General features: G+C 74.9%; 23 protein-coding genes. 9 read left to right on the forward strand and 14 right to left on the reverse strand.

The window, feature by feature from the left end; genetic code table 11:
- Positions 1-6: 6 nt before the first annotated feature.
- Positions 7-606, reverse strand: coding sequence for a hypothetical protein (locus tag C7Y72_RS07085; RefSeq protein ID WP_107568055.1), 600 nt, complete (start codon positions 604-606; stop codon positions 7-9).
- A 55-nt stretch (positions 607-661) separates the two neighbouring features.
- On the opposite strand from C7Y72_RS07085, the gene C7Y72_RS07090 reads away from it, so the two are divergent.
- Complete coding sequence (locus C7Y72_RS07090; RefSeq protein WP_107568057.1) at positions 662-2,725, forward strand: zinc metalloprotease; 2,064 nt, start codon at positions 662-664, stop codon at positions 2,723-2,725.
- Between the two features lie 67 nt (positions 2,726-2,792).
- Here the strand turns inward: C7Y72_RS07090 and groL are convergent, their stop codons facing one another.
- Positions 2,793-4,418, reverse strand: coding sequence for a chaperonin GroEL (groL, locus tag C7Y72_RS07095; RefSeq protein WP_107568059.1), 1,626 nt, complete (start codon positions 4,416-4,418; stop codon positions 2,793-2,795).
- 15 nt (positions 4,419-4,433) lie between these two features.
- The gene (gene groES, locus C7Y72_RS07100; protein ID WP_107568061.1) at positions 4,434-4,730 is read right to left on the reverse strand and encodes a co-chaperone GroES; all 297 of its coding nucleotides are present in this window, start codon (positions 4,728-4,730) and stop codon (positions 4,434-4,436) included.
- A gap of 200 nt (positions 4,731-4,930) precedes the next feature.
- On the opposite strand from groES, the gene C7Y72_RS23160 reads away from it, so the two are divergent.
- Positions 4,931-5,089 carry a hypothetical protein gene (locus C7Y72_RS23160; protein WP_154733986.1) on the forward strand — a complete coding sequence of 53 codons (159 nt, stop codon included), beginning with the start codon at positions 4,931-4,933 and terminating at the stop codon, positions 5,087-5,089.
- Between the two features lie 12 nt (positions 5,090-5,101).
- Entirely contained in the window at positions 5,102-5,914 is an 813-nt protein-coding gene (locus tag C7Y72_RS07105; RefSeq protein WP_107568063.1) for an FkbM family methyltransferase, read from the forward strand.
- Here the strand turns inward: C7Y72_RS07105 and C7Y72_RS07110 are convergent.
- From C7Y72_RS07110 to C7Y72_RS07140, 7 genes are all read right to left on the reverse strand, one after another.
- Positions 5,911-6,150, reverse strand: a complete 240-nt coding sequence (locus tag C7Y72_RS07110; protein WP_107568065.1) for a hypothetical protein — start codon at positions 6,148-6,150, stop codon at positions 5,911-5,913. The two genes, C7Y72_RS07105 and C7Y72_RS07110, sit on opposite strands and share 4 nt — an antisense overlap.
- A 148-nt stretch (positions 6,151-6,298) precedes the next feature.
- Positions 6,299-9,610: a PKD domain-containing protein gene (locus C7Y72_RS07115; RefSeq protein ID WP_107568067.1), complete on the reverse strand. Its 3,312-nt coding sequence runs from the start codon at positions 9,608-9,610 to the stop codon at positions 6,299-6,301.
- A 100-nt stretch (positions 9,611-9,710) separates the two neighbouring features.
- Entirely contained in the window at positions 9,711-10,109 is a 399-nt protein-coding gene (locus tag C7Y72_RS07120) for an ASCH domain-containing protein (protein ID WP_107568069.1), read from the reverse strand.
- An 11-nt stretch (positions 10,110-10,120) separates the two neighbouring features.
- On the reverse strand, positions 10,121-10,552 hold the full coding sequence (locus tag C7Y72_RS07125; RefSeq protein ID WP_107568071.1) for an NUDIX hydrolase: 432 nt from the start codon (positions 10,550-10,552) through the stop codon (positions 10,121-10,123).
- Entirely contained in the window at positions 10,552-11,235 is a 684-nt protein-coding gene (locus C7Y72_RS07130) for a Crp/Fnr family transcriptional regulator (RefSeq protein WP_107568073.1), read from the reverse strand. Before C7Y72_RS07130 ends, C7Y72_RS07125 begins: the two co-directional genes overlap by 1 nt.
- Positions 11,236-11,333: 98 nt before the next feature.
- Entirely contained in the window at positions 11,334-12,596 is a 1,263-nt protein-coding gene (locus C7Y72_RS07135) for a DUF4349 domain-containing protein (protein ID WP_107568075.1), read from the reverse strand.
- Positions 12,593-13,081, reverse strand: coding sequence for an RNA polymerase sigma factor (locus C7Y72_RS07140; RefSeq protein WP_233243763.1), 489 nt, complete (start codon positions 13,079-13,081; stop codon positions 12,593-12,595). The genes C7Y72_RS07135 and C7Y72_RS07140 overlap by 4 nt, the downstream gene beginning before the upstream one ends.
- 94 nt (positions 13,082-13,175) lie before the next feature.
- On the opposite strand from C7Y72_RS07140, the gene C7Y72_RS07145 reads away from it, so the two are divergent.
- Complete coding sequence (locus C7Y72_RS07145; protein ID WP_107568078.1) at positions 13,176-13,697, forward strand: hypothetical protein; 522 nt, start codon at positions 13,176-13,178, stop codon at positions 13,695-13,697.
- Here C7Y72_RS07145 and C7Y72_RS07150 read toward each other — a convergent pair.
- The 3 genes from C7Y72_RS07150 to C7Y72_RS07160 are packed head-to-tail and all read right to left on the reverse strand — an operon-like array spanning position 13,687 to position 16,570.
- Entirely contained in the window at positions 13,687-15,081 is a 1,395-nt protein-coding gene (locus C7Y72_RS07150) for a flavin monoamine oxidase family protein (RefSeq protein WP_107568080.1), read from the reverse strand. The genes C7Y72_RS07145 and C7Y72_RS07150 overlap by 11 nt on opposite strands.
- Complete coding sequence (locus C7Y72_RS07155) at positions 15,078-15,806, reverse strand: glycerophosphodiester phosphodiesterase (protein WP_107568082.1); 729 nt, start codon at positions 15,804-15,806, stop codon at positions 15,078-15,080. Before C7Y72_RS07155 ends, C7Y72_RS07150 begins: the two co-directional genes overlap by 4 nt.
- Positions 15,794-16,570, reverse strand: coding sequence for an Fpg/Nei family DNA glycosylase (locus tag C7Y72_RS07160; RefSeq protein ID WP_107568084.1), 777 nt, complete (start codon positions 16,568-16,570; stop codon positions 15,794-15,796). The genes C7Y72_RS07155 and C7Y72_RS07160 overlap by 13 nt, the downstream gene beginning before the upstream one ends.
- A gap of 28 nt (positions 16,571-16,598) precedes the next feature.
- On the opposite strand from C7Y72_RS07160, the gene C7Y72_RS07165 reads away from it, so the two are divergent.
- Both C7Y72_RS07165 and C7Y72_RS07170 read left to right on the forward strand, forming a co-directional pair.
- Entirely contained in the window at positions 16,599-17,942 is a 1,344-nt protein-coding gene (locus C7Y72_RS07165) for an FAD-binding oxidoreductase (protein ID WP_158276702.1), read from the forward strand.
- 100 nt (positions 17,943-18,042) lie between these two features.
- Positions 18,043-19,236, forward strand: coding sequence for a hydroxymethylglutaryl-CoA reductase (locus C7Y72_RS07170; protein WP_107568088.1), 1,194 nt, complete (start codon positions 18,043-18,045; stop codon positions 19,234-19,236).
- Positions 19,237-19,289: 53 nt separating this feature from the next.
- Here the strand turns inward: C7Y72_RS07170 and C7Y72_RS07175 are convergent, their stop codons facing one another.
- Positions 19,290-20,264: a DMT family transporter gene (locus C7Y72_RS07175; protein WP_107568090.1), complete on the reverse strand. Its 975-nt coding sequence runs from the start codon at positions 20,262-20,264 to the stop codon at positions 19,290-19,292.
- A gap of 112 nt (positions 20,265-20,376) precedes the next feature.
- Here C7Y72_RS07175 and C7Y72_RS07180 point away from each other — a divergent pair, with 112 nt between their 5' ends.
- From C7Y72_RS07180 to C7Y72_RS07190, 3 genes are all read left to right on the forward strand, one after another.
- Complete coding sequence (locus tag C7Y72_RS07180) at positions 20,377-20,832, forward strand: Lrp/AsnC family transcriptional regulator (RefSeq protein WP_107568092.1); 456 nt, start codon at positions 20,377-20,379, stop codon at positions 20,830-20,832.
- Positions 20,833-21,019: 187 nt separating this feature from the next.
- Positions 21,020-21,460, forward strand: a complete 441-nt coding sequence (locus tag C7Y72_RS07185) for a YciI family protein (protein ID WP_233243764.1) — start codon at positions 21,020-21,022, stop codon at positions 21,458-21,460.
- Positions 21,457-22,683: an RNA polymerase sigma factor gene (locus C7Y72_RS07190; protein WP_107569671.1), complete on the forward strand. Its 1,227-nt coding sequence runs from the start codon at positions 21,457-21,459 to the stop codon at positions 22,681-22,683. Before C7Y72_RS07185 ends, C7Y72_RS07190 begins: the two co-directional genes overlap by 4 nt.
- Positions 22,684-22,709 lie beyond the last annotated feature (26 nt).

Genomic DNA, 22,709 nt, shown 5'->3' on the forward strand with positions numbered 1-22,709 from the left:
GAGGGATCAGTCCAGCGGGAGCGAGACGGCGCGGTTGCCGATGCGCACCGCGACCGTCTCGCGGTCGCGCAGCGCGAGCGTCGTCGCCCCCGCGGTCTCGAACCGCAGCTCGCCCTGGACGCTGCGGCCGGCGGGCACGCGCGCCGCGAGCGGCCCGGCGGGCTCGACCGCACGCGGGTCGGGCTGCACGCGGTCGTCCCCGGCGACGAGCCGCAGCCGGGCGAGCGGCCCGGCCGGAAAGGCGTCCAGCGCCGTCGTGCCGCCGTTGCGCAGCCGCACGACGACGGCGACCCGCGCGCGTCGCCGCTCGCGGCCGCGCTTCGTCGTCGCGGCCTCGAACGTCGCGCGGACGAGCCGCACGCGCACGCCGTCGGCCAGCGGGATCTCGCGCGGATCGACGGTCGCGTCGGCGTCGGGACGGTCCGCCGCGGTGGCGGTGCCGGTCGCCGTCGTGGCGGCCTGCGTCGTCGTCGATCCGTCCCCGTCGTCGTCCCCGCCGAGCGCACCGGCGGCGGCACCGATGCCCAGTCCGATCGCCAGCCCGGCGGCGATCGCCGCGAGGGCCTTGAGGATCCCGAGCAGTCGCTCCAGCGGCGTCCGTGGCACTCCGGCAGTATCGCAGGGTCATGTCCCAGGCCCTGCCGGTCGATGACCCCGAGTGATGCGCCTCCCCGTCCTGCTGCTGTCCGCGACCCTCGTCGCACTCTCCTCCTCCCCGGCCCTCGCGGCCCCGTCGCTGCGGCAGGACGGGCGTACCGTGCGGTTCGCCGATCCGACCGTCACGGCGACCACGACCACGACCCTGCAGGGCGACCTCGTCGAGCTCAGCCACGGCCCCGAGCGCTATCTGCTCGAACGTCCGTCCGGTGAGCTCGTGCCCGTCGACTTCGGGGACGTGGAGCTGCCCGAGGCCTCCCTCGACAACCCGGTCACCGCGACCGTCACCGACGCCGGGGAGGTGCGCCGCGCGACGCTCGACACGTCCCCGCGCTCCACGACCGGCCCCGTCAGCTCCCACCGCGCGTACGTGGCGAAGGTCGGCAACCGCGGCACGCTGGACAACGGCGACGGCACCGCCGCGACCGACGCGCAGATCGGCGCGCTCGTCGACACCGCCCTGGCCCGCTGGCAGGAGGAGAGCAACGGCGCGATCTCGAGCTTCACGCGCGTCGACCTGCGGACCTTCTCGACGGCGTCGGACTGCTCGAGCGGCTCGACGCTCTACAACGAGGCCGCCACGAACGCCTACCCGGGCGTCTCGTTCTCCTCCACGTCGGGCAACCACCTGATCGTCGTCGGCGGCACGACCTGCGGCGGCGGGATCGGGACGGTCGGCACGAGCATCGCCAGCGGCGGCCGGCTGAACTTCAACTGGAGCCCGACGAAGAACCTCCACACGCTGCTGCACGAGCTCGGTCACAACCTCAGCCTCGGGCACGCGCACGCCTGCACGGACGCGCTGCCCGGCTGCGCGAGCGTCGGCGAGTACGGCAACCTCTACGCGATCATGGGGGCGACGGTCGTCGCCGACCCGCCGTTCACCCCCGCGGCGCTCGACAGCTTCGAGCGCGCCCGGCTCGGGATCGCGGACCCGGACGAGATCGCCGACGTGCGGCTGCCGGCCGGCCGGCGGACCGTCCGCGCCACCTACGACCTGCGCGCCCGCGGGACCGCCGCCGGCCTGCGCGGGCTGCGGCTCGTCGACCCGGTCGGCGGGGCGGTGCGGTTCGTGGACTGGCGCAGCGGCGGCGCCCGCGACGCGCTCTCCTACTACGCGTCCTCGCTGGCGACGTTCCAGACCCGGATCCCGAACCCCGGGATCACCGTCGAGCAGGTCGAGGCCGACGGGCGCACCGCGACGCTGCAGGCGTACCCGAAGACGAACCCGGCCGCCGGCGACGTGTTCGGCCTGACCGCGGGCCGCGCGTTCACCCGGGGCGGCACGACGGTGACCGCGGTCGCCCTCGGCACCCCGGGCGACCCGAGCTCGACCGCGCGCGTCGAGGTGGCGCTCACCGACCCGACCGTGGCGCCCGACACCGCGATCGTCGCCGGGCCGGACGAGGGCGCGACGATCCTCGATCCGTCCCCGGTCCTGCGCTTCGGCCCCGACCCCGCCGAGCCCGGCCTGCAGCTCGACTGCCGCCTGGACGACGCGGCGTGGGCGCCGTGCACGAGCCCGCTGACCCTGCCCGAGCTCGCCGACGGCCTGCACGTCTTCCGCGTCCGCGCGCGCGACGGCGACACGCTGCTGGACGACTCCCCCGCGGTGCGGACCTTCGCGGTCCTCCGGGGTGCGCCCGCCCCCGCGGAGGACACGGCCGCCCCGGCCGAGCCGCCCCCTGCCGCCGCGACCCCGACCACCGTCCCTGCCATCCCGGTGACCGCCACGCCGGCGACCGCCGTGCCCGCGGACGCCCGGCGACCGGCGAAGCTCACCGTGCGCCGCGCGTCGCTGTCGGCGGCCAGGCGCCGGCTCGTCGTCGTCGCCCCGATCAGCGCCCGCGCCTCCGGCGCCGTGCGCGTGACGCTGCGGGCGGCCGGACGGACGCTGCGGTTCCGGGCGCCGGTCGTCCCGGCCCGGGGCCGGGTGACGATCCGCCGCACGGTCGGCGCCGCGATCGCGCGCGCCCGCACCGCGACGTTGACGCTCGCCTACGCGGGCGACGCGGACACCGCGCCGCAGACCGTCACGGTCCGCCTGCCGCTGCGCCCCGGGCGCTGAAACGACGGAGGGCCCGGCGCGAACGCCGGACCCTCCGATCAGACCTGCAGTCCCCGGGGGGACGTGGCTACATCATGCCGCCCATGTCGGGCATGCCGCCACCCATCCCGCCGCCGTCCTTCTCGGGGATCTCGGCGACGATGGCCTCGGTGGTGAGGATGTTCTTCGCGATCGACGCCGCGTTCTGCAGCGCGGAGCGCGTGACCATGGCCGGGTCGATGACGCCCTCGGCGATGAGGTCGACGATCTCGCCGGTCGCGGCGTTGAGGCCGTGGCCCTTCTTCGCCTTGCGGACGTCGTTGACGACGACCGAGCCCTCGAGGCCGGCGTTCTCGGCGATCTGACGGAGCGGCTCCTCCAGCGAGCGCAGGATGATGCGCGCGCCGGTCTGCTCGTCGGAGTCGTAGTCGTCGAGCTTCAGGGTGTCGGCCGCCTGGAGCAGCGCGACGCCGCCACCGGGGACGATGCCCTCCTCGAGCGCCGCACGGGTCGCCTGCAGGGCGTCCTCGACGCGGTGCTTCTTCTCCTTGACCTCGGTCTCGGTGGCCGCGCCGACCTTGACGACCGCGACGCCGCCGGACAGCTTCGCGAGGCGCTCCTGGAGCTTCTCGCGGTCGAAGTCGGAGTCGGTGTTCTCGACCTCGGACTTGATCTGGTTGATGCGGCCCTTGATGGCGGCCGCATCGCCGGCGCCGTCGACGATGGTCGTGGCGTCCTTCGACACGACGACGCGACGGGCGCGACCGAGCTGCGTGATCTGGGTGTTCTCGAGCTTGAGGCCCATCTCCTCGGTGATGACCTCGCCGCCGGTCAGGATGGCGATGTCCTCGAGCATGCGCTTGCGGCGGTCGCCGAAGCCCGGCGCCTTGACCGCGACGCCCGTGAAGGTGCCGCGCAGCTTGTTCACGACGAGGGTCGCGAGGGCCTCGCCCTCGAGGTCCTCGGCGATGATGAGGATGCTCTTGCCGGACTGGATGACCTGCTCCAGGACGGGCAGGACGTCGCGGACGGAGCCGATCTTCTGGTTCGCGATGAGGATGAACGGATCCTCGAGCACGGCCTCCATGCGGTCCTGGTCGGTGACCATGTAGGGCGAGACGTAGCCCTTGTCGAACTGCATGCCCTCGGTGAACTCGAGCTCGAGGCCGAAGGTGTTGCCCTCCTCGACGTTCACGACGCCGTCCTTGCCGACCTTGTCGATCGCGTCGGCGATGACGTCGCCGATCTCGTCGTCACCGGCGGAGATGGACGCGACGCGCGCGATCTGCTCCTTGCCGCTGACGGGCTTGGACTGCTTGGCGATGTTGTCGACGATCGAGTTGACCGCCGTCTCGATGCCCTTCTTGAGCGCGAGCGGGTTGGCGCCGGCCGCGACGTTCTTCAGGCCCGCGCGGACGATGGCCTGCGCGAGGACGGTCGCGGTGGTGGTGCCGTCGCCGGCGACGTCGTTGGTCGCCGTGGCGACCTCGCGGACGAGCTGCGCGCCCTGGTTCTCGAAGACGTCCTCGACCTCGATCTCACGAGCGATGGTGACACCGTCGTTGGTGATCGTCGGGGCGCCGAACTTCTTGTCGAGGACGACGTAGCGGCCCTTCGGGCCGAGCGTCACCTTGACGGCGTTGGCGACGGCGTCCACGCCGGCCTCGAGGGCCTTGCGCGCGGACGAGTCGAACTTGATCTCCTTATGAGCCATATCTGGTTCCTCTTCCTACTTCGTGACCTTGGCGAGGACGTCGGACTCGCGAAGGACCAGGAGGTCCTCGCCGTCGACCTTGATCTCGGTGCCGCCGTACTTGCTGTACAGGACGGTGTCGCCGGCGGCGACGTCGAGCGGGATGCGCTTGCCGTCGTCCTCGAGCTTGCCGTCGCCGACCGCGAGGACCTCGCCCTTCTGGGGCTTCTCCTTGGCGGTGTCGGGGAGCACCAGGCCGCTGGCCGTGGTCTCCTCCTCGTCGATGGCGCGGACGATCAGGCGATCACCCAGCGGCTTCAGGTTCAGGGACATGCTTCCTCCGTGGGGAGCAGGTGGTTCGGTGACGTCGGGTTTGGCACTCACCGGTCGAGAGTGCCAACCACTCCGCCGCAGGATACACACCGGAGCGTCTCGCGCCAGTCCGGTTGGCACTCTTTTCACACGAGTGCCAACGACTGGCGGGGGTCCGGTCGCCGGGTGACCCCGCCGCAGCCGGCGGACGTACCGCTGAGGTGGTCGCCCGCTCCGCCGTCATCGCCGTCGTCGCGGCGCTGAAGCTCGCCGTCGTCCTCGCCGTGCTCGGCGCCACGACGGCGGTCGTCGCCGTCGCCGCCGCGGCGCTCGCCGCGCTCGTGCTCGCCCAGGGAGCCCGGACGGCCCGCCGCGGGTAGCCTGCGGCGACCGTGTCCGCCACCCCCGAGATCGCCAAGGCCCGCGTCCGCGAGCTCCTCCTGCGCGCCGCCGACAGGGCCGGGCTCGAGGTCCGGCGCCGCGGCCGCGGCGTGCGCCGCACCCTCACCGAGGTCCTCGAGCACTACGCGGCGCTCGGCGTCGCCCCCGCCACCCTCGTCGACGTCGGGGTCGCCGCGGGCACCCCCGTCCTCTACGACGCGTTCCCGCACGCCCGCCGGCTGCTCGTCGAGCCGCTGCGCGAGTGGGAGCCGACACTGCGCGACCTCGTCGCCGCCGCGCCCGCCGGATCCGCCTACGAGCTGTGCGCGGCCGGCCCGCAGCCGGGCGAGCTGGAGATCGGCGTCCACCGCGTCCTGGCCTGCTCGAGCATGGTCGGAGACCGCGCCGGAGACGGGGCCGACGTCGAGCGGCGCGTCGTGCCCGTCCGGCGCCTGGACGACGTCGTCGCCGCCCACGGGCTCGACGACGGTCGTCCGGTCGTGCTGAAGGCCGACGTCGAGGGCGCCGAGCTCGAGGTCCTCAAGGGCGCCCCCGCGACGCTCGAGCGCACGCAGCTCGTGCTCCTGGAGGTCTCGCTCTTCGCGCTGAACCCCGGCGGCGCGCAGCTCGCCGAGGTCGTCGGCTGGATGGCCGAGCACGGCTGGGCCGTCGCCGACCTCTACGACGGGCACGTCCGCCCGCTCGACGGGCAGCTCGCCCAGATCGACATCGCCTTCACGCGCGAGGACGGCCCGCTGCGGGCCGACCACCGCTACGCGCGGCCCGAGCAGGCCGACGCGCTCTACCGCTCCTGGGGGCTCTAGCGGCCCGTCAGGCCGCGCACGGGCCGCGGCTCGCGCGGCCGGTAGCGCAGCGGCCCGACCGGCCGCCCCGTGTCGTCGGTCTCGTAGCCGACGACGGTCAGCAGCTCCGCGCGTTGCAGTCGCGCGACCGCCTCGAGCGCGGCCGCGGGCCGCAGCCGCGACCGCTCGGCCAGCTCGCGGACCCCGAGGGGCGCGCCGGCGCGGTCGAAGGTGCGGAGGAGCTCGTCGTCGGTCACGCCCCGGTGATCGGCCGGGGCGCTCGGCGGACCCACCGGGACGGACGGGTGATGGAGGTTCCGGCCGTCAAGCGGCACGGAACCTGTGCGACCGGGATCCGGGCCGGCCGGCGGCAGTGCGCCCCGGCCGACCCGCGACCGGCGGTCGCTAGTTGAGCCCGCCCGCCGCGATGACGTTCCCGCCGCCCGCGGCGATGACGCCGAGGCCGTTGTCGGAGATCAGGTTGAGCCCGCCCGCGGCGACGACGTTCGCGCCGCCGGGAGCGATGACCTTGGCGCCGTCCGGCAGCGTGATCAGGTTGCCGCCGCCCGGGGCGATGACCCCGAGGCCGTTGTCGGAGATCAGGTTCAGGCCACCCGCCGCGATCACGTTCGCGCCACCGGCCGCGACGACGTTCGCGCCGCCCGGGGCGATGACGTTGCCGCCCCCGGAGGCGACGACGCCGTTCGGGCCGATCCGCCACAGGCCGCTGGTCACCCTGGTCACCTGCGCGGCCTGCGGGTCGCCGCTGACGGTGCCCCGGCCGAGCGACATGATCGACACGCCGAACTGCTTCGTCGCGCCGACGACCTGCTCGGTGGCCCCGCCGGTGAGCTGGGCCACCTGTCCGCCGAGCGCCTTCAGGCACGACGTGATCGCGGCGAAGAACTCCGGGAGGCCCGCCGCGCTCGCGCGCGGCGCGCTCGACAGCGTGAACCGCCGCGAGGATCGCGACCAGGTGTACGTGCGGCCCGTGACGGTCGTGAAGCCGCCCTTCTCGCCGCGGTCCCGCACCCGGAAGCTCGTGTAGCCGTAGATCCGCTCGCCGGAGCGGTCCGCCCACTCGCTGAGCACGTGGATGGTGCCGGCCTTCTTCGGCGTGACGGTCGCCGCGGTGACGCCGGCGGAGCTGGTCTGCCGGGTGACGTCGCTCCCGCCGACCTCGTGGAGGTCGATCCGGACGCGGGCGCCCTGGACGCGACGGCCCGCACGGTCGCGGAGGGTGACGCCGAACGTGTTCGGCTGCCCTGCGGTGAGCGAGAAGTCGTCGGCCACCGGGCCCGGGTCGGTCGAGCTCAGGACGCCGGAGGTGCGCCACGTGACGATGTCGAGCTTCGACTGGTCGGTCGGCACGTTGACCGTGACGTCGCCGTCCTTCGCGATCGACTTCACGATCGGATCCGCGGCGCTCTTCGTCGGCACGAGGACGAGGTCCGAGCCGCTGCCGCACCCGGCGGCCTTCAGCTGGGCGAGCGCGAGGTCGAGGTCGTCCTGCTTCAGCGACGCGCGCAGCGCCGAGCAGTGCGACCGGTCACCCTTCTCGCCCGCCCAGTACTGCAGGCGGACCGCGAGCTGCGCCGTCGTGCTGGTGGCGTGCGTGCTCTTCGCGGCGGGGGTCTGGGCGATGACCTCGCCGACCTTCCACCTCCCGCCGCCCGGACGCTTGGGGAGGTCCTCCGCGTCGCGGATGACCCGGTCGGCCGTGACGTCGGCGTAGACGACGCCGCGCAGGACCTTGTCGCGGGCGTCGTCGAGGCTCCGCCCGACGACGGCGGGCATCGCCCGCGAGGCCGCCGTGTCCTGCGTGCCGCCGACCACGAAGCCGAACGGGGCCGGCGGGGTCACGACCACCGGCGGGGTCGCGCCACCGCCACCGCCGCCGCTGCCACCGCCACCGGGCGGCGGGGTGGAGCCGCCGGGCGGGGTCGGTCCGCCGTCCCCGCCGCCCGCCGGCGCCGGGGCCACGGTGATCTGCCGCGAGGCCGTCGCGGTCTCGCCGCCGTTGTCGGACACCCGCACCTCGACGGTGTAGGTGCCCGCCTGCGTGAACGTCGCCTGCGCGGTCGTCCCGACCACGTCGTCGAAGTCCCCGTCGTCGTCGAGGTCCCAGCGCGTGTCGGCGATCGTGCCGTCCGGGTCGGAGGAGGTCGACGTGAAGGTCGTGACCTGCCCGGCCACCGGGGCCGCGGGCGTGTAGTCGAACGACGCGGTCGGCGCCTGGTTCACGGTGCCCCGCAGGACGCTCGCGCGGATCGGGGAGCCGGCCGGTCCCTGCGCCCACCACGTGACCACCGGCGGGCCGTCGCCCCCGGCCGAGACGAAGGGGTAGTAGGCGTGGTCGTCGGGGTCGCTGATGCGCTGCGCCGAGGTCCAGGCACCGTCGCGCGGATGGCGCGCGACGTACACGTCGCGGTAGCCCGAGTCCTGCTGCGGCTGGGTCCAGATCACCGTGGCGGTGCCGTCCGCCTCGAGCGCGGCGCCCGGGACGAACTGGACGCTGCCGGCGGAGGTCGTGTTGACGGGATCCAGGATGTGCTCGGTCCACACGCCGTTGCGCCGCGTGAACGCCGTGGGGAGCACGTCGGGGAACGAGCCGATGGCGCCCGGGACGTCGGCGTAGACGGCCAGGACCGCGTCACCCGCGGCGTTGGTCACGAGGGGCCGGATGTCGTCCTCGTAGGCGGTGTCGCTCGTGTTCCACAGTCCGCGCCGGTCGCTCACGAGCTGCGGGGCCGAGAGGCTGTCGTCCGCGCCGATCGTCCGCGCCTGGATCGACCAGTCGCGGCTGCCGCTGACGAACTGCGACCAGCTGTAGGTGGCCAGGACGCCGTCGCCGTCACGCGCGAGGGCGAAGCTGATCGCCGCCGCGTTGAGGACGTCGCAGCTGCCGTGGTTGAGCTGGCCCGAGGGGTCCCAGGAGCCGCCCGGGTTCTGCGTCGCGTAGCGGACGGTGTTGCACCCTCCGTCGTGCCGACTCCAGGCCGCCACCGCGGTCCCATCGGTGCGGGTCGTGACGACGACGTTCTCGTTGCGGACGTAGCTCCCACCCGAGGGGCTCAGGCCGACGACGGACCCGGCCGCATACGTGCCGTTCTCGTCCTGCAGCGTCACGGCCTGGACCGCGCTGCTCGCGTCGGCGTTGGCGTGACGGTCCCAGGCGATGGTCACGTCGCCTTCGTCGTTGATCGCGACCGCCGGCCGGGTGGGCCACTCGCCGTACGGCGCTGCGACGGCGGCGGCCGTCGCGGCCGGCGTCCACGTCGTGGTGCCGCGGCGCTTCACCGCGTAGCGGACGCGACACGCGTACGGCTCGCCGTTCGTGGACGGGTCCAGGCACGAGACCCAGGCGACCACGACGTCGCCGGCGGGGTTCGACGCGATCGGGAACCGCGCGTCGACCGAGCCGTTGGACAGCTTCTCGTCCTCCTCGCCGGTGAGGCGGCGTTCCGGCCCGAAGGTCCCGCCGGCCGAGCGGGTGCGGGCGAAGAGGTCGCAGCGGCCGCCGACGCACTCCAGCCAGGCCACGGTCGTGGCGCCGGTGCCGTCCGAGGCCGACACGTTCTTGGTGTGCGAGGCGCTCCCGTCGGGCGAGGACAGGGTCTCCACCTGCCACGTCGGCCCGGCGGCGGACGCCGGCGAGCAGCAGAGGACGGCGAGGAGCGTCGTCGCGAGGGCGACGACCCGCTGGACCGGGCGCATGAGGGACCTCCGGAAGAGTCTGGACCTGTAGAGACCCTGCCGTGCGCTGCCGGGCCGCGCGGCAGCCTACCGCGCCGCGCGCCGATATGCGACCGATGCTCTAGTTCTGCGCCCCACCGATGCCGTGCAGGCGATCGGTGAAGGTCGGCGGGTTCTCGATGATCTGCGAGAACCGCACGACGGTGACGATGTCGTCCATCGTCACGGACTTGCCGTAGATCTGCTCGAGGAAGTGGATCATCTCCTCGTGGCGGCGGAACTCGGGGTTGTCGTGCTCGATGTCCCGCGGCGTCAGGTCCTTCACGCGCTTGACCTCGACCTGGTCGATGACCGCGTCGAAGATCTTCTCGCGCGGCGAGTGCTGGTACCCGATGGTGACCATCACCGCCTGGTTCTTCTTGTACTTGTGCGACTTGTCACCGAGCCGGATCGTGGCCGTCTTGCGGCCGCGCTTGAGCTGGTCGGCGAAGATCGTCGAGTAGAAGTTCAGGACCTGCATGGACCGCAACCCTACCCGGTGCCGATCACGAGGGACACCGCCTTCTCGGCCATGCTCCGCTCGCCGTCGTAGGTGAGCGTCCGCGCGGCCTCCTGCAGCGGCACCCAGCGGGCGTCCTCGACCTCGTGGTCGTGGTCGGCCGGGTCCCCGTCCACGTAGTCGAGCAGGAAGAAGGCGACGACCTTCGCGATCCGCCGGCCGTCGCGCTGGTACCAGTAGCGGACCTCGCCGAGCTTCTCGCGGACCTCGCAGGTGACGCCCGCCTCCTCGCGGACCTCGCGCAGCGCGGCCTGCTCGGGCGTCTCGCCCGGATCCGGGTGCCCCTTCGGCAGCGCGAGCACCTTCGAGCCGTCCGCGGCGCGCCGCGTCGGCACGATCACGATGCACTGGCCGTCACGGACGACGACGCCGCCGCAGGAGAACTCGGGGTCGGGGCGCGCCATCAGTAGATGTAGCCCCGCAGCGCGCCCGGCTGGTGGATCGTGACGCGGCCGCGGCCCTGCGTGAGCACGCCCGCCCGCTCGAGCACCGCCATGAAGCGGCTGGCCGACTCGCGGCTGGAGCCGGCGAGCTGCGCGATGTCCGCCTGGGTGATCGTGACGAGCACGTCCTCCTCGCCCGCGCCCTCGTTGCGGGCCTGCTCGCAGAGCTGGACGAGCACCTCGGCGACGCGGCTCTGCACCGTCTGGAAGGACTGGCGCGCGAGGCGCTCGTTGGCCTCCCGCAGCCGCCGCCCGAGCCCGACGACGAGGTTGACCGCGATGTCCGGGTGGTCGCGCATCAGCCGCCGCATGTCCTGGCCGAGGATCGCCAGCGCCTCGACCTCGTCGAGCGCCTCCACGGTCGCCGAGCGCTTCTCGTCGTCGAACATCGCCAGCTCGCCGAAGATGTCGCCCGGACCGAAGTGCGCGAGCGCGATGCTGCGCCCGTCGCCGTGCTCGCGCAGCGCCCGCGCGTGGCCCTGCCGCACGAGGTAGCAGGTGTCCGAGGTGTCGCCCTCGCGGAAGATCACCTGGTGCGGCGCGAAGCGCCGCGGAACGGCCACGCGGGCGATGTGCTCGAGGTCGGTGTCGCCCAGCGCCTCGAAGACGGGAACCCGGGAGAGCAAAGCGGTCGTCTCGGCCACGGACCGATCCTACGCGCCCGGGGCACCACCGCGGCGCCGAACGCGGATGTCGTCCCGCCATCGGGCGGGATTCCCGCGTCCGGCCCGCAGGTCGGGTGCTACGCCGCGGCGTCCAGGGCGCGGGCGCGGCGCCGGCGGACGGTGGTGCGCGCGGCCGCCCAGGCGAGCAGCGCGAGCAGGCCCAGCGGCACGAGCGCGGCGGCGGCGATCACCGCGACCCCGGCGGCGACCTGCAGCAGCCGCCAGGCGTCCCCGGCCGCGTCCCCCGGCGTCCAGGCGCCGCCCCCGTCCTCGTCGGACGTCGCGCCCGCCCCGGCGGACGGGTCGCCGCTGACGAGGACCGTGACGGTCGCGCGGTCGGTGCGGGCGCGCAGCCGCTGGACGTCGGCCTGCGCGGCCGCGATCCGGCGGCGGCTGTCGGCGATCCGCGCCCGCAGGCTCGACACCTGCCGGTTGGTCTGCGCTCGCCCGAGCGCCTTCAGCAGCGCGGCGCGCTCGTCGCGCGCGTCCTGCAGCCGGTCCGTGGCGGAGACCACCGCGCCGGTGATGTCCTGGCTGTCCTGGTCGAGTCCGGCGACGCTCGCGAGCTTCGAGAGGTCCGCGATCGCGCGGTCCAGCCGGGAGGTCGGGATCCGCAGGTCGAGCGTCGCCTCGCCGCCGTCCGGGGACGTGCTGATGCGCGAGGAGGCGACGATGCCGCCGAGGCCCTGCGCGGTGCGGATGACCCCGTCGGCGACACGCTGCACCTCGTCGGGCCGGGCGGTCAGCGACAGGGCCGCCGAGCGCTCGACGCGGCGGGTCCGCTGCCCGGGCGCACCGGCCGAGGGGACCGCGGGCGCCGGGCTCGCGACGGACGGCGCCGCGCCGGACGGGCCCGGCAGCGACGAGGCGGGCGCGCCGGTCGCCGCCTGCGGGGCGGACTCGCGCGCGGCGTCCGGCGCCTCGGGCGGCGTCGCCGTGGCGCCCGCGTCGGTCGCCGGACGCGTGTCCTGCGCCACCGGCGCGCCCAAGCCGCTCACCTCCACGGTCTCGCTCCCGGTCAGCGCCGCGGTCGTGACCGTGACGCCGACGACCGCGACCGCGGCGACCGCGAGCACGGGCCGCAGACGCAGACCCGACGGGCGCACGCGGGCGAGCAGGCCGGCGCTGCGCGACGGGCGGGGAAACCCGTCCCGGACGCGCTCGTCGAGCGCGACGCGGGCGGGGCCGGTGAAGCGGGGCGCGGTCGCGCGCGTCTCGCGGACGAGGTCGGTCAGCAGCGGGTCGGCGCCCGCGTCCCCGGCGAGCGCGCGCTCGAGCTCGGCGAGCTCGGCGGCGACCACGGGATCGAGGTCCTCGGGGGTGTTCTGGCGGCGGGTCATGAGCAGGCCTCCCGGAGCTTCGTCACGGCACGGTGGATGCGGGTGCCGGCGTTGGCCTCGGAGATGCCGAGGACCCCGGCGATCTCGACGTTGGTCAGGCCGGCGTGGAACTTCAGGGCGATGAGCTCGCGGTCGCGCGCCTCGAGCCGCGCGACGGCGGCCCGGACGGTGGCGCGGCGGTCCGCGGCCTCCGTCTCCTCGTGGGCGGCGTCGAACGCGGCGGCCGCGTCGGGGTCGTCGGGCTCGACGACGAGCGCGGCGGTCCGCGACCGTCGTCGCAGCTCGTCGAGCGCGGCGTTGCGGGCAATCCCGAACAGCCAGGCGCGCTCGCTGCCACGGTCGGGCCGGTAGCTCGATCGCCTGCGGTACGCCCGCTCGTAGACGGCGGCGGTGACGTCCTCCGACGCGCTGCGGTCCCGCAGCAGCGAGACGACGTACGCGTACACGTCGTCGACCGTCTGCCGGTACAGCGCGTCGAATGCCACCCGTGCCGTGTTCTCCCTCGGTAGAGCCATGGTCAAGGTGTCACTCATGCACGTACTACGACGCGCCCCGCGAACCATCACGTATCGTCGTGGCATGGTCGCCCGGCGCGCAACCTCGCTGTCCGCGGCGGCCCTCACGGCCGTCGCCGTCGCCGCCGTCCCGGCCGCCGGGCAGTCCGAGAAGCCGCGGCCGATCAGCGAGTCCCCCCTGCTCTGGGCGACGGTCAACGTGTGCGACACCGCGGACCGCCCCGACACGATCGGCATCCGCGCCTCGATGCCCGGCAGCGGCATCAGCGCCGAGCGGATGTTCATGCGCTTCCAGGTCCAGTTCTTCTCCCGCACGGACAACCGCTGGCACAACGTCGGCCGCGGCGGCGACAGCGGCTTCCTGGCCGTCGGCTCCGGCCGCTACCTGCAGCGCCAGTCCGGCCGCAACTTCGTCATCAAGGCCCCGACCGCGGGCGGCTACCGGCTGCGCGGCGCGGTGACGTTCGAGTGGCGTCAGGACGGCGAGGTCGTGCGGCGCGCGCGCACCCGCACCACCAGCGGGCACGGCAACACGCGCGGCGCCGACCCCAAGGGCTACAGCCGCGCCAGCTGCATCATCCGCTGAGCGCGAGGATCTCCCGCGCCGCGCGGCGGCCCTCGAGCAGCGCTCCGTGCACGGTCGCGGAGCGCCGCGGGTGCGTCGCCTCGCCCGCGATCCACAGCCGCCCGCCGACCGGCCGGCCGAGCGCCCGACGGTCCGCCGCCCCGGCGCCCGCCGGGGCGTAGGAGTAGGCGCCGCGCGTGAGCGGGTCGCGCGCCCAGTCCGTCGTGCGCACGCCGACCGGCTCGGGCATCCCCGCACCGTGGATCGTCCGCAGCGCCGCCACCGCCCGGGCCACCCGCTGCGCCGGGGGCAGGCCGGCCAGCGCGCGGGCCGCGCCGCCGCCGTTCAGCGCCATCAGCGCGGGCGCGTCGCCGACGCGGTCGAGGTTGAAGAACGCCGAGAACGGCGCGCCCGGTCGGGTGCGGCGCGCGATCAGGTCGACGTCGTCCCAGAACGCCTCCTCGAACCGCAGCACGACCTTCTCGTAGCGACCCAGCCGCAGCCGCCGCAGCGCCCGCGCGTGCGCCGCGGGCAGGCCCTCGGGCAGCCGGATCACGCCCGCGGCCAGCACGCCGATCGACGGCGTCAGCACGGCGAATGCGGCGCGCGTCCGGCCGGACGGGGTGTGGACGACCACCCCGCCGGCGGAGCGGTCGATCCGCCGAACGGGGGAGCGCAGCACGACCCGCAGGTCGCGGGCGAGCGCGCCCGCGAGGCGGTCCAGGCCGTCCGGGACGACGAGCTGCGGTCCGGGGAAGTCGCCCTCGGCGAGCATCTCGCCGAGCGACAGCTGCGCGAGCGTCGCGCCGTGGTCCTCCGCCAGGGCGGTGAGCGACAGCCGCAGCTCGCGCGCCCGGTCGGCGGGCAGGCCGTACGCGTCGATCCCGGCGGCCAGCACGTCGCCGACCGCGGCGCGCGGATCGCCCTCCTCCTCGGCGAGGTCGTAGAACCGCTCGACGTCGCGCTCGAGCCGCTCGAGCGTCGCCTCGGGGATCCGCTCCCCGTCGCCGTCGTACACCACGACGGTGCCGTCGCCCTGCTCCCCGCCGACGTCGAAGACCGCGGTCTCGACGTCCGCGTCACGGGCCAGCGCGGTCAGCGGGTTGCCGTCGCGGCCGTGGATCCAGGAGGCGCCGAGGTCGACCGGCAGGTCCTCCCAGCCGCGGTCGGTGTGCACGCGACCGCCGATCCGCTCCCCGGCCTCGAGCACGAGCACGTCGAGGCCGCCGTCCTGCAGCGCCCGGGCGGCCCCGAGGCCGGCCATGCCGGCCCCGACCACCACGACGTCGACCCGGCGGGCGGGCTCCTCGTCGCCGCCGCACGCGCCGAGCGCGGTCGCGGAGACGGCGGCCAGCGACGTGGCGAGGAACTCGCGGCGCCGCAGGCCCCGGACCGGGTCGCTCACGGCGACGCGTCCGCGGGGAAGAGGCGCGGGTCGTTGGTGATGATCCCCGCGACCCCGAGGCGCTCCAGCGCGGCGATCCGGGCGGCGTCGTCGACCGTCCAGACGTACAGCTCGCCGCCCGCGTCCGCGACCGCGCGGGCCAGGCGCGGGGTGACGAGCGACCAGTGCGCCATCAGCGCGTCGACCCGGCCGGCGCGGATCGCGGCCGCCGCCTGCCGCGGCACGGTGCGGCGCAGCACGCCGACCGCCCCGTACGCGAGCGGGCGGGTCAGCGGGTGCGCGAGGTAGTCGCGGCGGACCTTCGGCACCGACCAGCCCAGGCGGATCTCCGGGGCGATCGCGCGCAGCCGCGCCAGCGACGCGACCTCCATCGTCGAGATCAGCGTCCGCTCGGTCAGGCCGTGCTCGCGCAGCGCGGCGACGACCCGGTCCTCGTAGCCGGGGAGCTTCAGGTCGACGTCCAGCTCGATCCCCGCGAAGGCGGGCGCGGCGAGGTGCGCGAGGCCCTGCTGGAGCGTCAGCGGCTCGCGTGCCGCGGCGTCCTCGTAGTCGTGGGCGAGGAGCAGGGCGCCGGTGCCGTCCTGGTGGGCGGGGAGGACGTCGAACTCGATCATGTCGACGCCCAGCCCGAGGGCCGCGTCGAAGCTCGCGGCCGTGTTGCCGTGCGCGAGCGCGTGCGCGCCCTTGTGCCCCACGCGCCGGGGCCGGTCCCTCACCGCTGACATCCCGGGCACCAGTATGTCGAGCGGTTGTCGTCCCCGAGGCGTCCCATGACGATCGTGGTGCGGCAGCGCGGGCACGGGCGACCCTCGCGACCGTAGGCGCGGGCGTCGCGCCCGTTGGTGCCGGAGGTGGCCGAGTCGACCATCCGCGGGTGCACGAGGTCGACGAGCGCGCGCGCCTCGTCGTCGGACACCTTCCCGGCCTTGCGCCGCGGGTCGACCCGTGCCTCCCAGCAGGCCTCGCTCTTCCAGATGTTCCCGATCCCGGCGACCGTGCGCTGGTCCAGCAGCGCGTCGCCGATCGGCCGGGTGGGGTCGTCCTGGCGCAGTCGTCGCAGGAACCGCTCGGTGTCGAACGGCGGCACGCAGATGTCGGGTCCGAGCGCCTGCAGCCGGTGGTCGAAGCGGGTCCGCGACTCGGTCAGCAGCTCGAGGACGGGACCGTCGAACTGCACGACCTCGTGGCCGCGCGCCCGCAGGATCAGCCAGGCCCGCCGGGGCGAGCGCCGCCACCGCCTGCCGACCATGCCCGTGTGCCAGGAGCCGGTCATCCGCAGGTGCGAGTGCAGCGTCAGGTCCCCGTCGAAGCGGATGAACAGGTGCTTGCCGTGCGCGTCGACCGACAGCACCTCGCGGCCCGCCAGTCGCTGCGGCCAGCCGTCCCGGCCGAACCGCGGATGGGGGGTGAGGATCTCGTCCGGGACCGTGCCGCCGATGATCGGGCGGATGCGGTTCGCGGCGTGGTGGATGGTGTCGCCCTCGGGCATCGCGCTGTCCCCAGGGTACGGTTGCGGGGTGCTCGCCGACCTCCGTGCGCTCGTCGGGGACGATCACGTCGTCGCCTCCCCGGACCCCGCGCTGCTCGCCGACGCCAGCGCCTACGCCGGGGTGACCGGCAGCGCCGCCGCGCTCGTGCGGCCCGGGTCCGCGCAGGAGGTCGCCGCGGTCGTGTCGTGGTGCGCGCAGCGCGGGGTGCCCGTGGTGCCGCGCGGGGGCGGTACGGGCTTCAGCGGCGGCTGCGTGCCGCAGGACCCGGCCTCCGTGGTGGTCGCGGTCGACCGGCTGGACGCGGTCCGGTCGCTGGACGTGCTGCAGTGGCGCGCGCACGTGGAGGCGGGGGTGACGACGGCGCGGCTCGCGCGGCTGGCGCGCGAGAACGGGCTGCGGTTCCCGGTCGACCCGGGCGCGGCCGAGCAGTCGCACATCGGCGGCAACATCGCGACGAACGCGGGGGGCCCGCACTGCTTCAAGCACGGCGTCACGCGCGCGTGGGTGCTCGGGGTGGAGGCGGTGCTCGGCAACGGCGAGCTCGTGACGGTCGGCGGGCCGACGCGCAAGGACGTCGCCGGCTACGACCTGGCGGGCCTGCTCTGCGGCAGCGAGGGCACGCTGGGGATCATCACCGCGGCCTGGATGCGGCTGATCCCGGCGCCGCCGGTCGAGATCGCGATCGCGGCGGTGCTGCCGGACGCCCGCGCCGGGCAGGAGGCGCTCGACGCCGTGCTGGGCAGCGGCGTGGTCCCGGCCGTGGTCGAGTTCCTCGACGCGGGCGCGGTCGCCGCGGCGGCGGGGTCGTTCCCGGGCGGGGCGCTGTCGCCCGACGCGGGGTTCGTGCTGATCGTCGAGGTCGACACCTCGCCGCAGGACGCCGACGAGGTCGTCGCCGCCCTGCGGTCCGCCGGCGCGACGGTGTCGCAGCCGTCGCCGGGCGCGCTGTGGCGCTGGCGCGACGGCGTGTCGATCGCGGTGGCGGCGGTGCACGGCGGCAAGCTCTCCGAGGACATCGCGGTGCCGGTCGAGCGGCTCGCCGAGGCGGTCGAGCGCACGGTCGAGATCGGCGCCCGCCATGGGCTGCAGGCGTGCTCCTGGGGGCACGCGGGCGACGGCAACCTGCACTCGACCTTCCTGCTCGACCCGGCCGACGCGGCACAGCGCGCCCGCGCCGACGACGCCGCGGCCGACCTCTTCGCGATGGCGCTCGAGCTCGGCGGCACCGTGTCCGGCGAGCACGGCCTGGGCCTGCTGAAGAACGGCTGGCTGTCGAAGCAGTGGTCCCCGGCCGCCGTCGCCGCCGCCGACGCGGTGCGCCGCGCCCTGGACCCGGCGGGGATCATGAACCCGGCCACCAAACGCCCCTGACCCCCCCTGTGCCGGCCGAACAGGGAGTCTGTCGGCGTGGAGCCGAACTTCTCCCTGTTCGGCCGCGGGGAGCGGGGGGCGGGGGCGGTAGCGTTTGGGTATGGCTGAGGGACTTGGGCGTCCGGGGCGGGTGGCTGTGCCGCGCGACAGGGAGAACGACTACTCGCGCGAGGCCGCCGCGATGCGGCGGGAGTTCGCGCAGGAGCACACCGGGGCGGCGCTGGAGCACGTCGGCTCGTACTCGTTCGACCCCGCGGTCCTGGCCGGGAACATCGAGCACTTCGTCGGCGTCGCCCAGGTCCCGATCGGCCTCGCGGGACCGCTGCTCGTCAACGGCGAGCACGCGCAGGGGGAGTTCTACGTCCCGCTCGCGACCGCCGAGGGCACGCTCGTCGCCTCGTACAACCGCGGCATGCGGCTGCTGCACGAGGCCGGTGGCGTGACGGTCACGGTCATGGACGACCACATGCAGCGCGCCCCCTCGTTCATCTTCCCCAGCGCGCGCGAGGCGCGGGACTTCGACGGCTGGCTCGACGAGCACTTCGACGAGATCAAGGCCGCCGCGGAGACCACGACGTCGACCGGCAGGCTGCAGGAGATCGAGCGCTACTCCGCCGGCCGCATGCTCTACACGCGGTTCAACTACACGACCGGGGACGCGGCGGGCCAGAACCTCACAGGCAAGGCGACGCAGGAGGCGTGCCGCTGGATCCGCGCGAACAACGACACGATCGAGCACCACTTCCTCGAGTCGAACTTCGCGACGGACAAGAAGTCCTCGACGGTGAACATGCTGCACACGCGCGGCAAGCGCGTGATCGCCGAGGCGACCGTCCCGAACGAGCTGTTCCAGCGCGTGATGCGCTCGGACTCGCGGCTCATGTACCGGGCCCGGCAGATCTCGAACCTCGGCGGCTTCATGGCCGGGGTCAACAACAACGGCGCGCACTCCGCCAACGGCATCACCGCGATGTTCATCGCGACCGGGCAGGACGCCGCGAACGTCGCCGAGTCCTCCGCCGCGTACGTGTACGCGGAGCTGCGCGACAACGGCGACTACTACTTCTCGATCACGATCCCGTCGCTGATCGTCGCGACCTACGGGGGCGGCACCGGTCTGCCGACCCAGCGCGAGTGCCTGGAGCTCATGGACTGCTACGGCGCCGGCAAGGTCCGCAAGCTCACCGAGATCGTCGCCGCGACCGTCCTCTGCGGCGAGCTGTCGCTCGGCTCGGCGATCGTCGCGGAGGAGTGGGTCGACGCCCACGACGCCTACGGCCGCAACCGGCCGTAGCCCGCACCGCGTGCGCGGGTGCGCCCGGACCGGTGGGCGCTCGCGCAGCGGGCTCAGTCGCCCGCGGCGACGCGGACCCGCTGCGCGGTCCCGAGCGCACGCACGGCCTCGGGCCGCAGGGTGGCGGCGACCGGCGCGTAGCCCGGCCGCGGCCGCGCGGGCGCGGGCGCGGGCCGGACCGGCCGGGCGGCGAGGGCGACGCCGGCGACGACGGTTCCGAGCCCGAGGACCGCGGCGACGGTCAGCGGCTCACCCGCGGCGACGACGGCGGCCACGAGCGCCACCACCGGGGTGAGGTAGATGACGAGCAGCCCGCGGGCCGCGCCGACGCGGCGGACGAGCGTCACCAGCAGCACCACCGCGACGCCGAGGGTCAGCGTCCCCAGGAGCAACGTGCCGCCGATCGCGGTCGCGGGCACGCCGCCGAGCGGCAGCAGCGCGAGCGCGACGAGCGCGACGGGGAGCGCGGGCAGCGTCGTGAGGCCGGCGGTGACGAGCACGGGCGTGTCGGCGAAGTGCCGGCGCATCGTGACCGCGGCGACCGCGTAGCAGGCACCAGCGGCGAGGAAGGCCCCGGCGCCGGCCGCCGAGCCGACGTGCGCGCCCGCGCCGACGAGCACGACCCCGGCGAGCGCGAGGCCCATCCCGGCGAGCTGCGCGGTGCCGAGCGGGGTGCGGTCGCCGGTCGCGCGGGCGAGCATCGCCGCGAGGATCGGGGAGGGCGCCACGAGGATCGCCGCCGCGCCGGTCTGCACGCTGCCGACCGCGAGGGCGATGAGCGTCAGCGGGACGACGGTCTGCGACAGCGCGAGGAGGGCGACCGGTCCCGGGGCGCGCCGCGCGAGCGCGAGCATCGGGCGCAGCGCCCGGCCGGCGACTAGCGCGACGAGCAGGAACAGCCCGGCACCCAGCACCTGCAGCACGACCACGGCGATCGGCGGGAGCGCACCGAGCGCCCACTGGGTCGGCAGATAGGAGCAGCCGCGCAGCAGCGCGATGACGGCGAGCAGGGCCCACGGGGACGGCATGCGGACGACTGTGCGCCATCGGCGCCTCGGCGCGTCGAGATTTTCGCTTCGCCTCCGTTAGGGACGCAAGAAGATTGCGCTGGATCAGTTCGTGGGCGATGATCGTTGCGTCATGGCGCTGGACGAGACCGACCTGGAGATCATCGACCTGCTCGAGCGCGACGGTCGCGCGAGCTACGCGGAGATCGGCCGCGCGGTCAGCCTCTCGACGGCGGCGGCGAAGCGCCGGGTCGACCGCCTGGAGGCCGACGGGGTGATCACGGGCTTCCGCGCCCAGGTCGACCACCGCAAGCTCGGCTGGACGCTGGAGGCGTTCATCGAGCTGCGCTTCGCGGGCACGACGGGCATCACCGGGGTCCACGAGCGGGTCGCGTCGATGCGGGAGGTCCGCGCGGTCTACGCCATCGCCGGCGACCCGGACGCGATCGTGCACCTCCGCGCCCGCGACATGGAGCACATCCAGCAGGTCATCGAGCGCCTGCGCGGCAGCGGCCGCGTGATCGGCACGAAGACCCTCATGGTCCTCGGCGCCTGGCAGCGCGTCGGGACGGGCCGCCCCACGCCCTGACGGCGCGGGCGCGCCCGTCGGGTGGCCCCGCGCGCCCGTCGGCCCGCACGCCCGGGGCGTTCTGGGTGATCCGGCGCCCATATCTGGGCTCGAGATCACCCAGTTCGGCGAGGGCATGGGAGGGCTCCGGCGAAGCTGGCGCGCCAGCGCTCTTGTCTCGGTCGATCCGGTCGTCTGTCGTTCGTCCATGGGTCGAACCGCGGCGGTCACCGAGGCCACCGCACCACCGCCCGAGGAGGGACATGACATGCAGTACCTGCTGACGATCTGGATGGAGGAGCCGGAGGAGCTCGAGCTGACGCCCGAGACGATGGCGCCGTGGGCCGCGTTCAACAACGAGGCGGCCGCCGCCGGGGTGCTGCGCGGCGGCTCGGGCCTGCAACCGTCGGCGACGGCGACGACCGTCCGCGGTGGCGGTGAGGTCGTGCTGACCGACGGCCCCTTCGTCGAGACCAAGGAGCAGCTCGCCGGCTACTACGTCCTCGAGGTGGCCGACCTCGACGAGGCGCTCGCCTGGGCCAGGAAGGTCCCGGCCGTGCAGTGGGGCGGGGCGATCGAGGTGCGTCCGACGGCCGGCGGCACCGACATCGCCGAGAACCGCGACGCCACCGGGACGGCCGCTCCCTGACCGCCGGCGCCACGCTCGAGGTCGACCGCCTGTTCCGCGACGGCGCGGGACGGGCGGTCGCCGTGCTGGCCCGCGTGCTCCGCGACGTCGACCTGGCCGAGGAGGCGGTCCAGGAGGCCTTCGTCGTCGCGCTCGAGCGCTGGCCGCACGACGGCGTGCCCGCCGAGCCCGCGGCCTGGATCGCCCGGACCGCACGCAACAAGGCGATCGACCGCCTGCGGCGCTCCCGGCGCCTCGCCGAGAAGGCGGAGGTGCTCGCCGCCGAGCTCCGGCGCGCGGTGCCCGGTGACCAGGACGACGACCCCGTGCCGATCCCCGACGACCGCCTCGCGCTGATCTTCGCCTGCTGCCACCCGGCGCTCGCGCTCGAGGCACGGGTGGGTCTCACCCTGCGTCTCGTCGGTGGCCTGCAGACCCCGGAGGTCGCGCGCGCCTTCCTCGTCTCCGAGACGACGATGCAGCAGCGCGTGGTGCGCGCGAAGCGCAAGCTGCGCGACGCCGGCATCGCCTTCGCCGTCCCGCGCGACGCGGCGCTGCCCGACCGCCTGCCCGCGGTCCTCGCCACGATGTACCTCATCTTCAACGAGGGCTACGCCGCCTCCAGCGGGGACGCGCTGGTGCGGCACGAGCTCTGCGCCGAGGCCATCCGGCTGACCTCGATCCTCTGCGCGCTGATGCCCGACGAGCGCGAGGCGCTCGGGCTGCTGGCGCTGATGACGCTGCACGACGCGCGGCGCGGAGCGCGCACCGACGCGGACGGCGAGCTGGTGCTGCTCGCCGACCAGGACCGTGCGCGGTGGGACCGGGCGGCCATCGCGCAGGGCCGCCGGCTCGTCGATCGCGCGGCACGCCTGGGGCCTCCCGGTCCGTACGTCCTGCAGGCCGCGATCGTCGCCACCCACCTCGCCGACGGCCCGACCGACTGGCCGACCGTGCTCGCCTTCTACGACCGCCTCGTCGCCGTGCAGGACACCGCCGTCGTGCGGCTCAACCGCGCGGTCGCCCTCGCGGAGGTCCGCGGTCCGGACGCGGCGCTCGACGAGCTGGCGGGCCTCGAGCGCGCGCTGGACGGCTACCACCTGCTGCACGCCACCCGCGCCGAGCTGCTCCGCCGCGCGGGGGACCCCGACGGCGCCCGGCTGGCGGACGCCCGGGCGCTGCAGCTCGCGCCCTCGCCGGCGGAGCGCTCGCTGCTGCGGCGCAGGCTCGACACGCCGGCGTGACGCGCCACCGCCCCGAAGCCGGGCGT

It is taken from the genome of Paraconexibacter algicola, from assembly GCF_003044185.1.
Lineage (GTDB): Bacteria > Actinomycetota > Thermoleophilia > Solirubrobacterales > Solirubrobacteraceae > Paraconexibacter > Paraconexibacter algicola.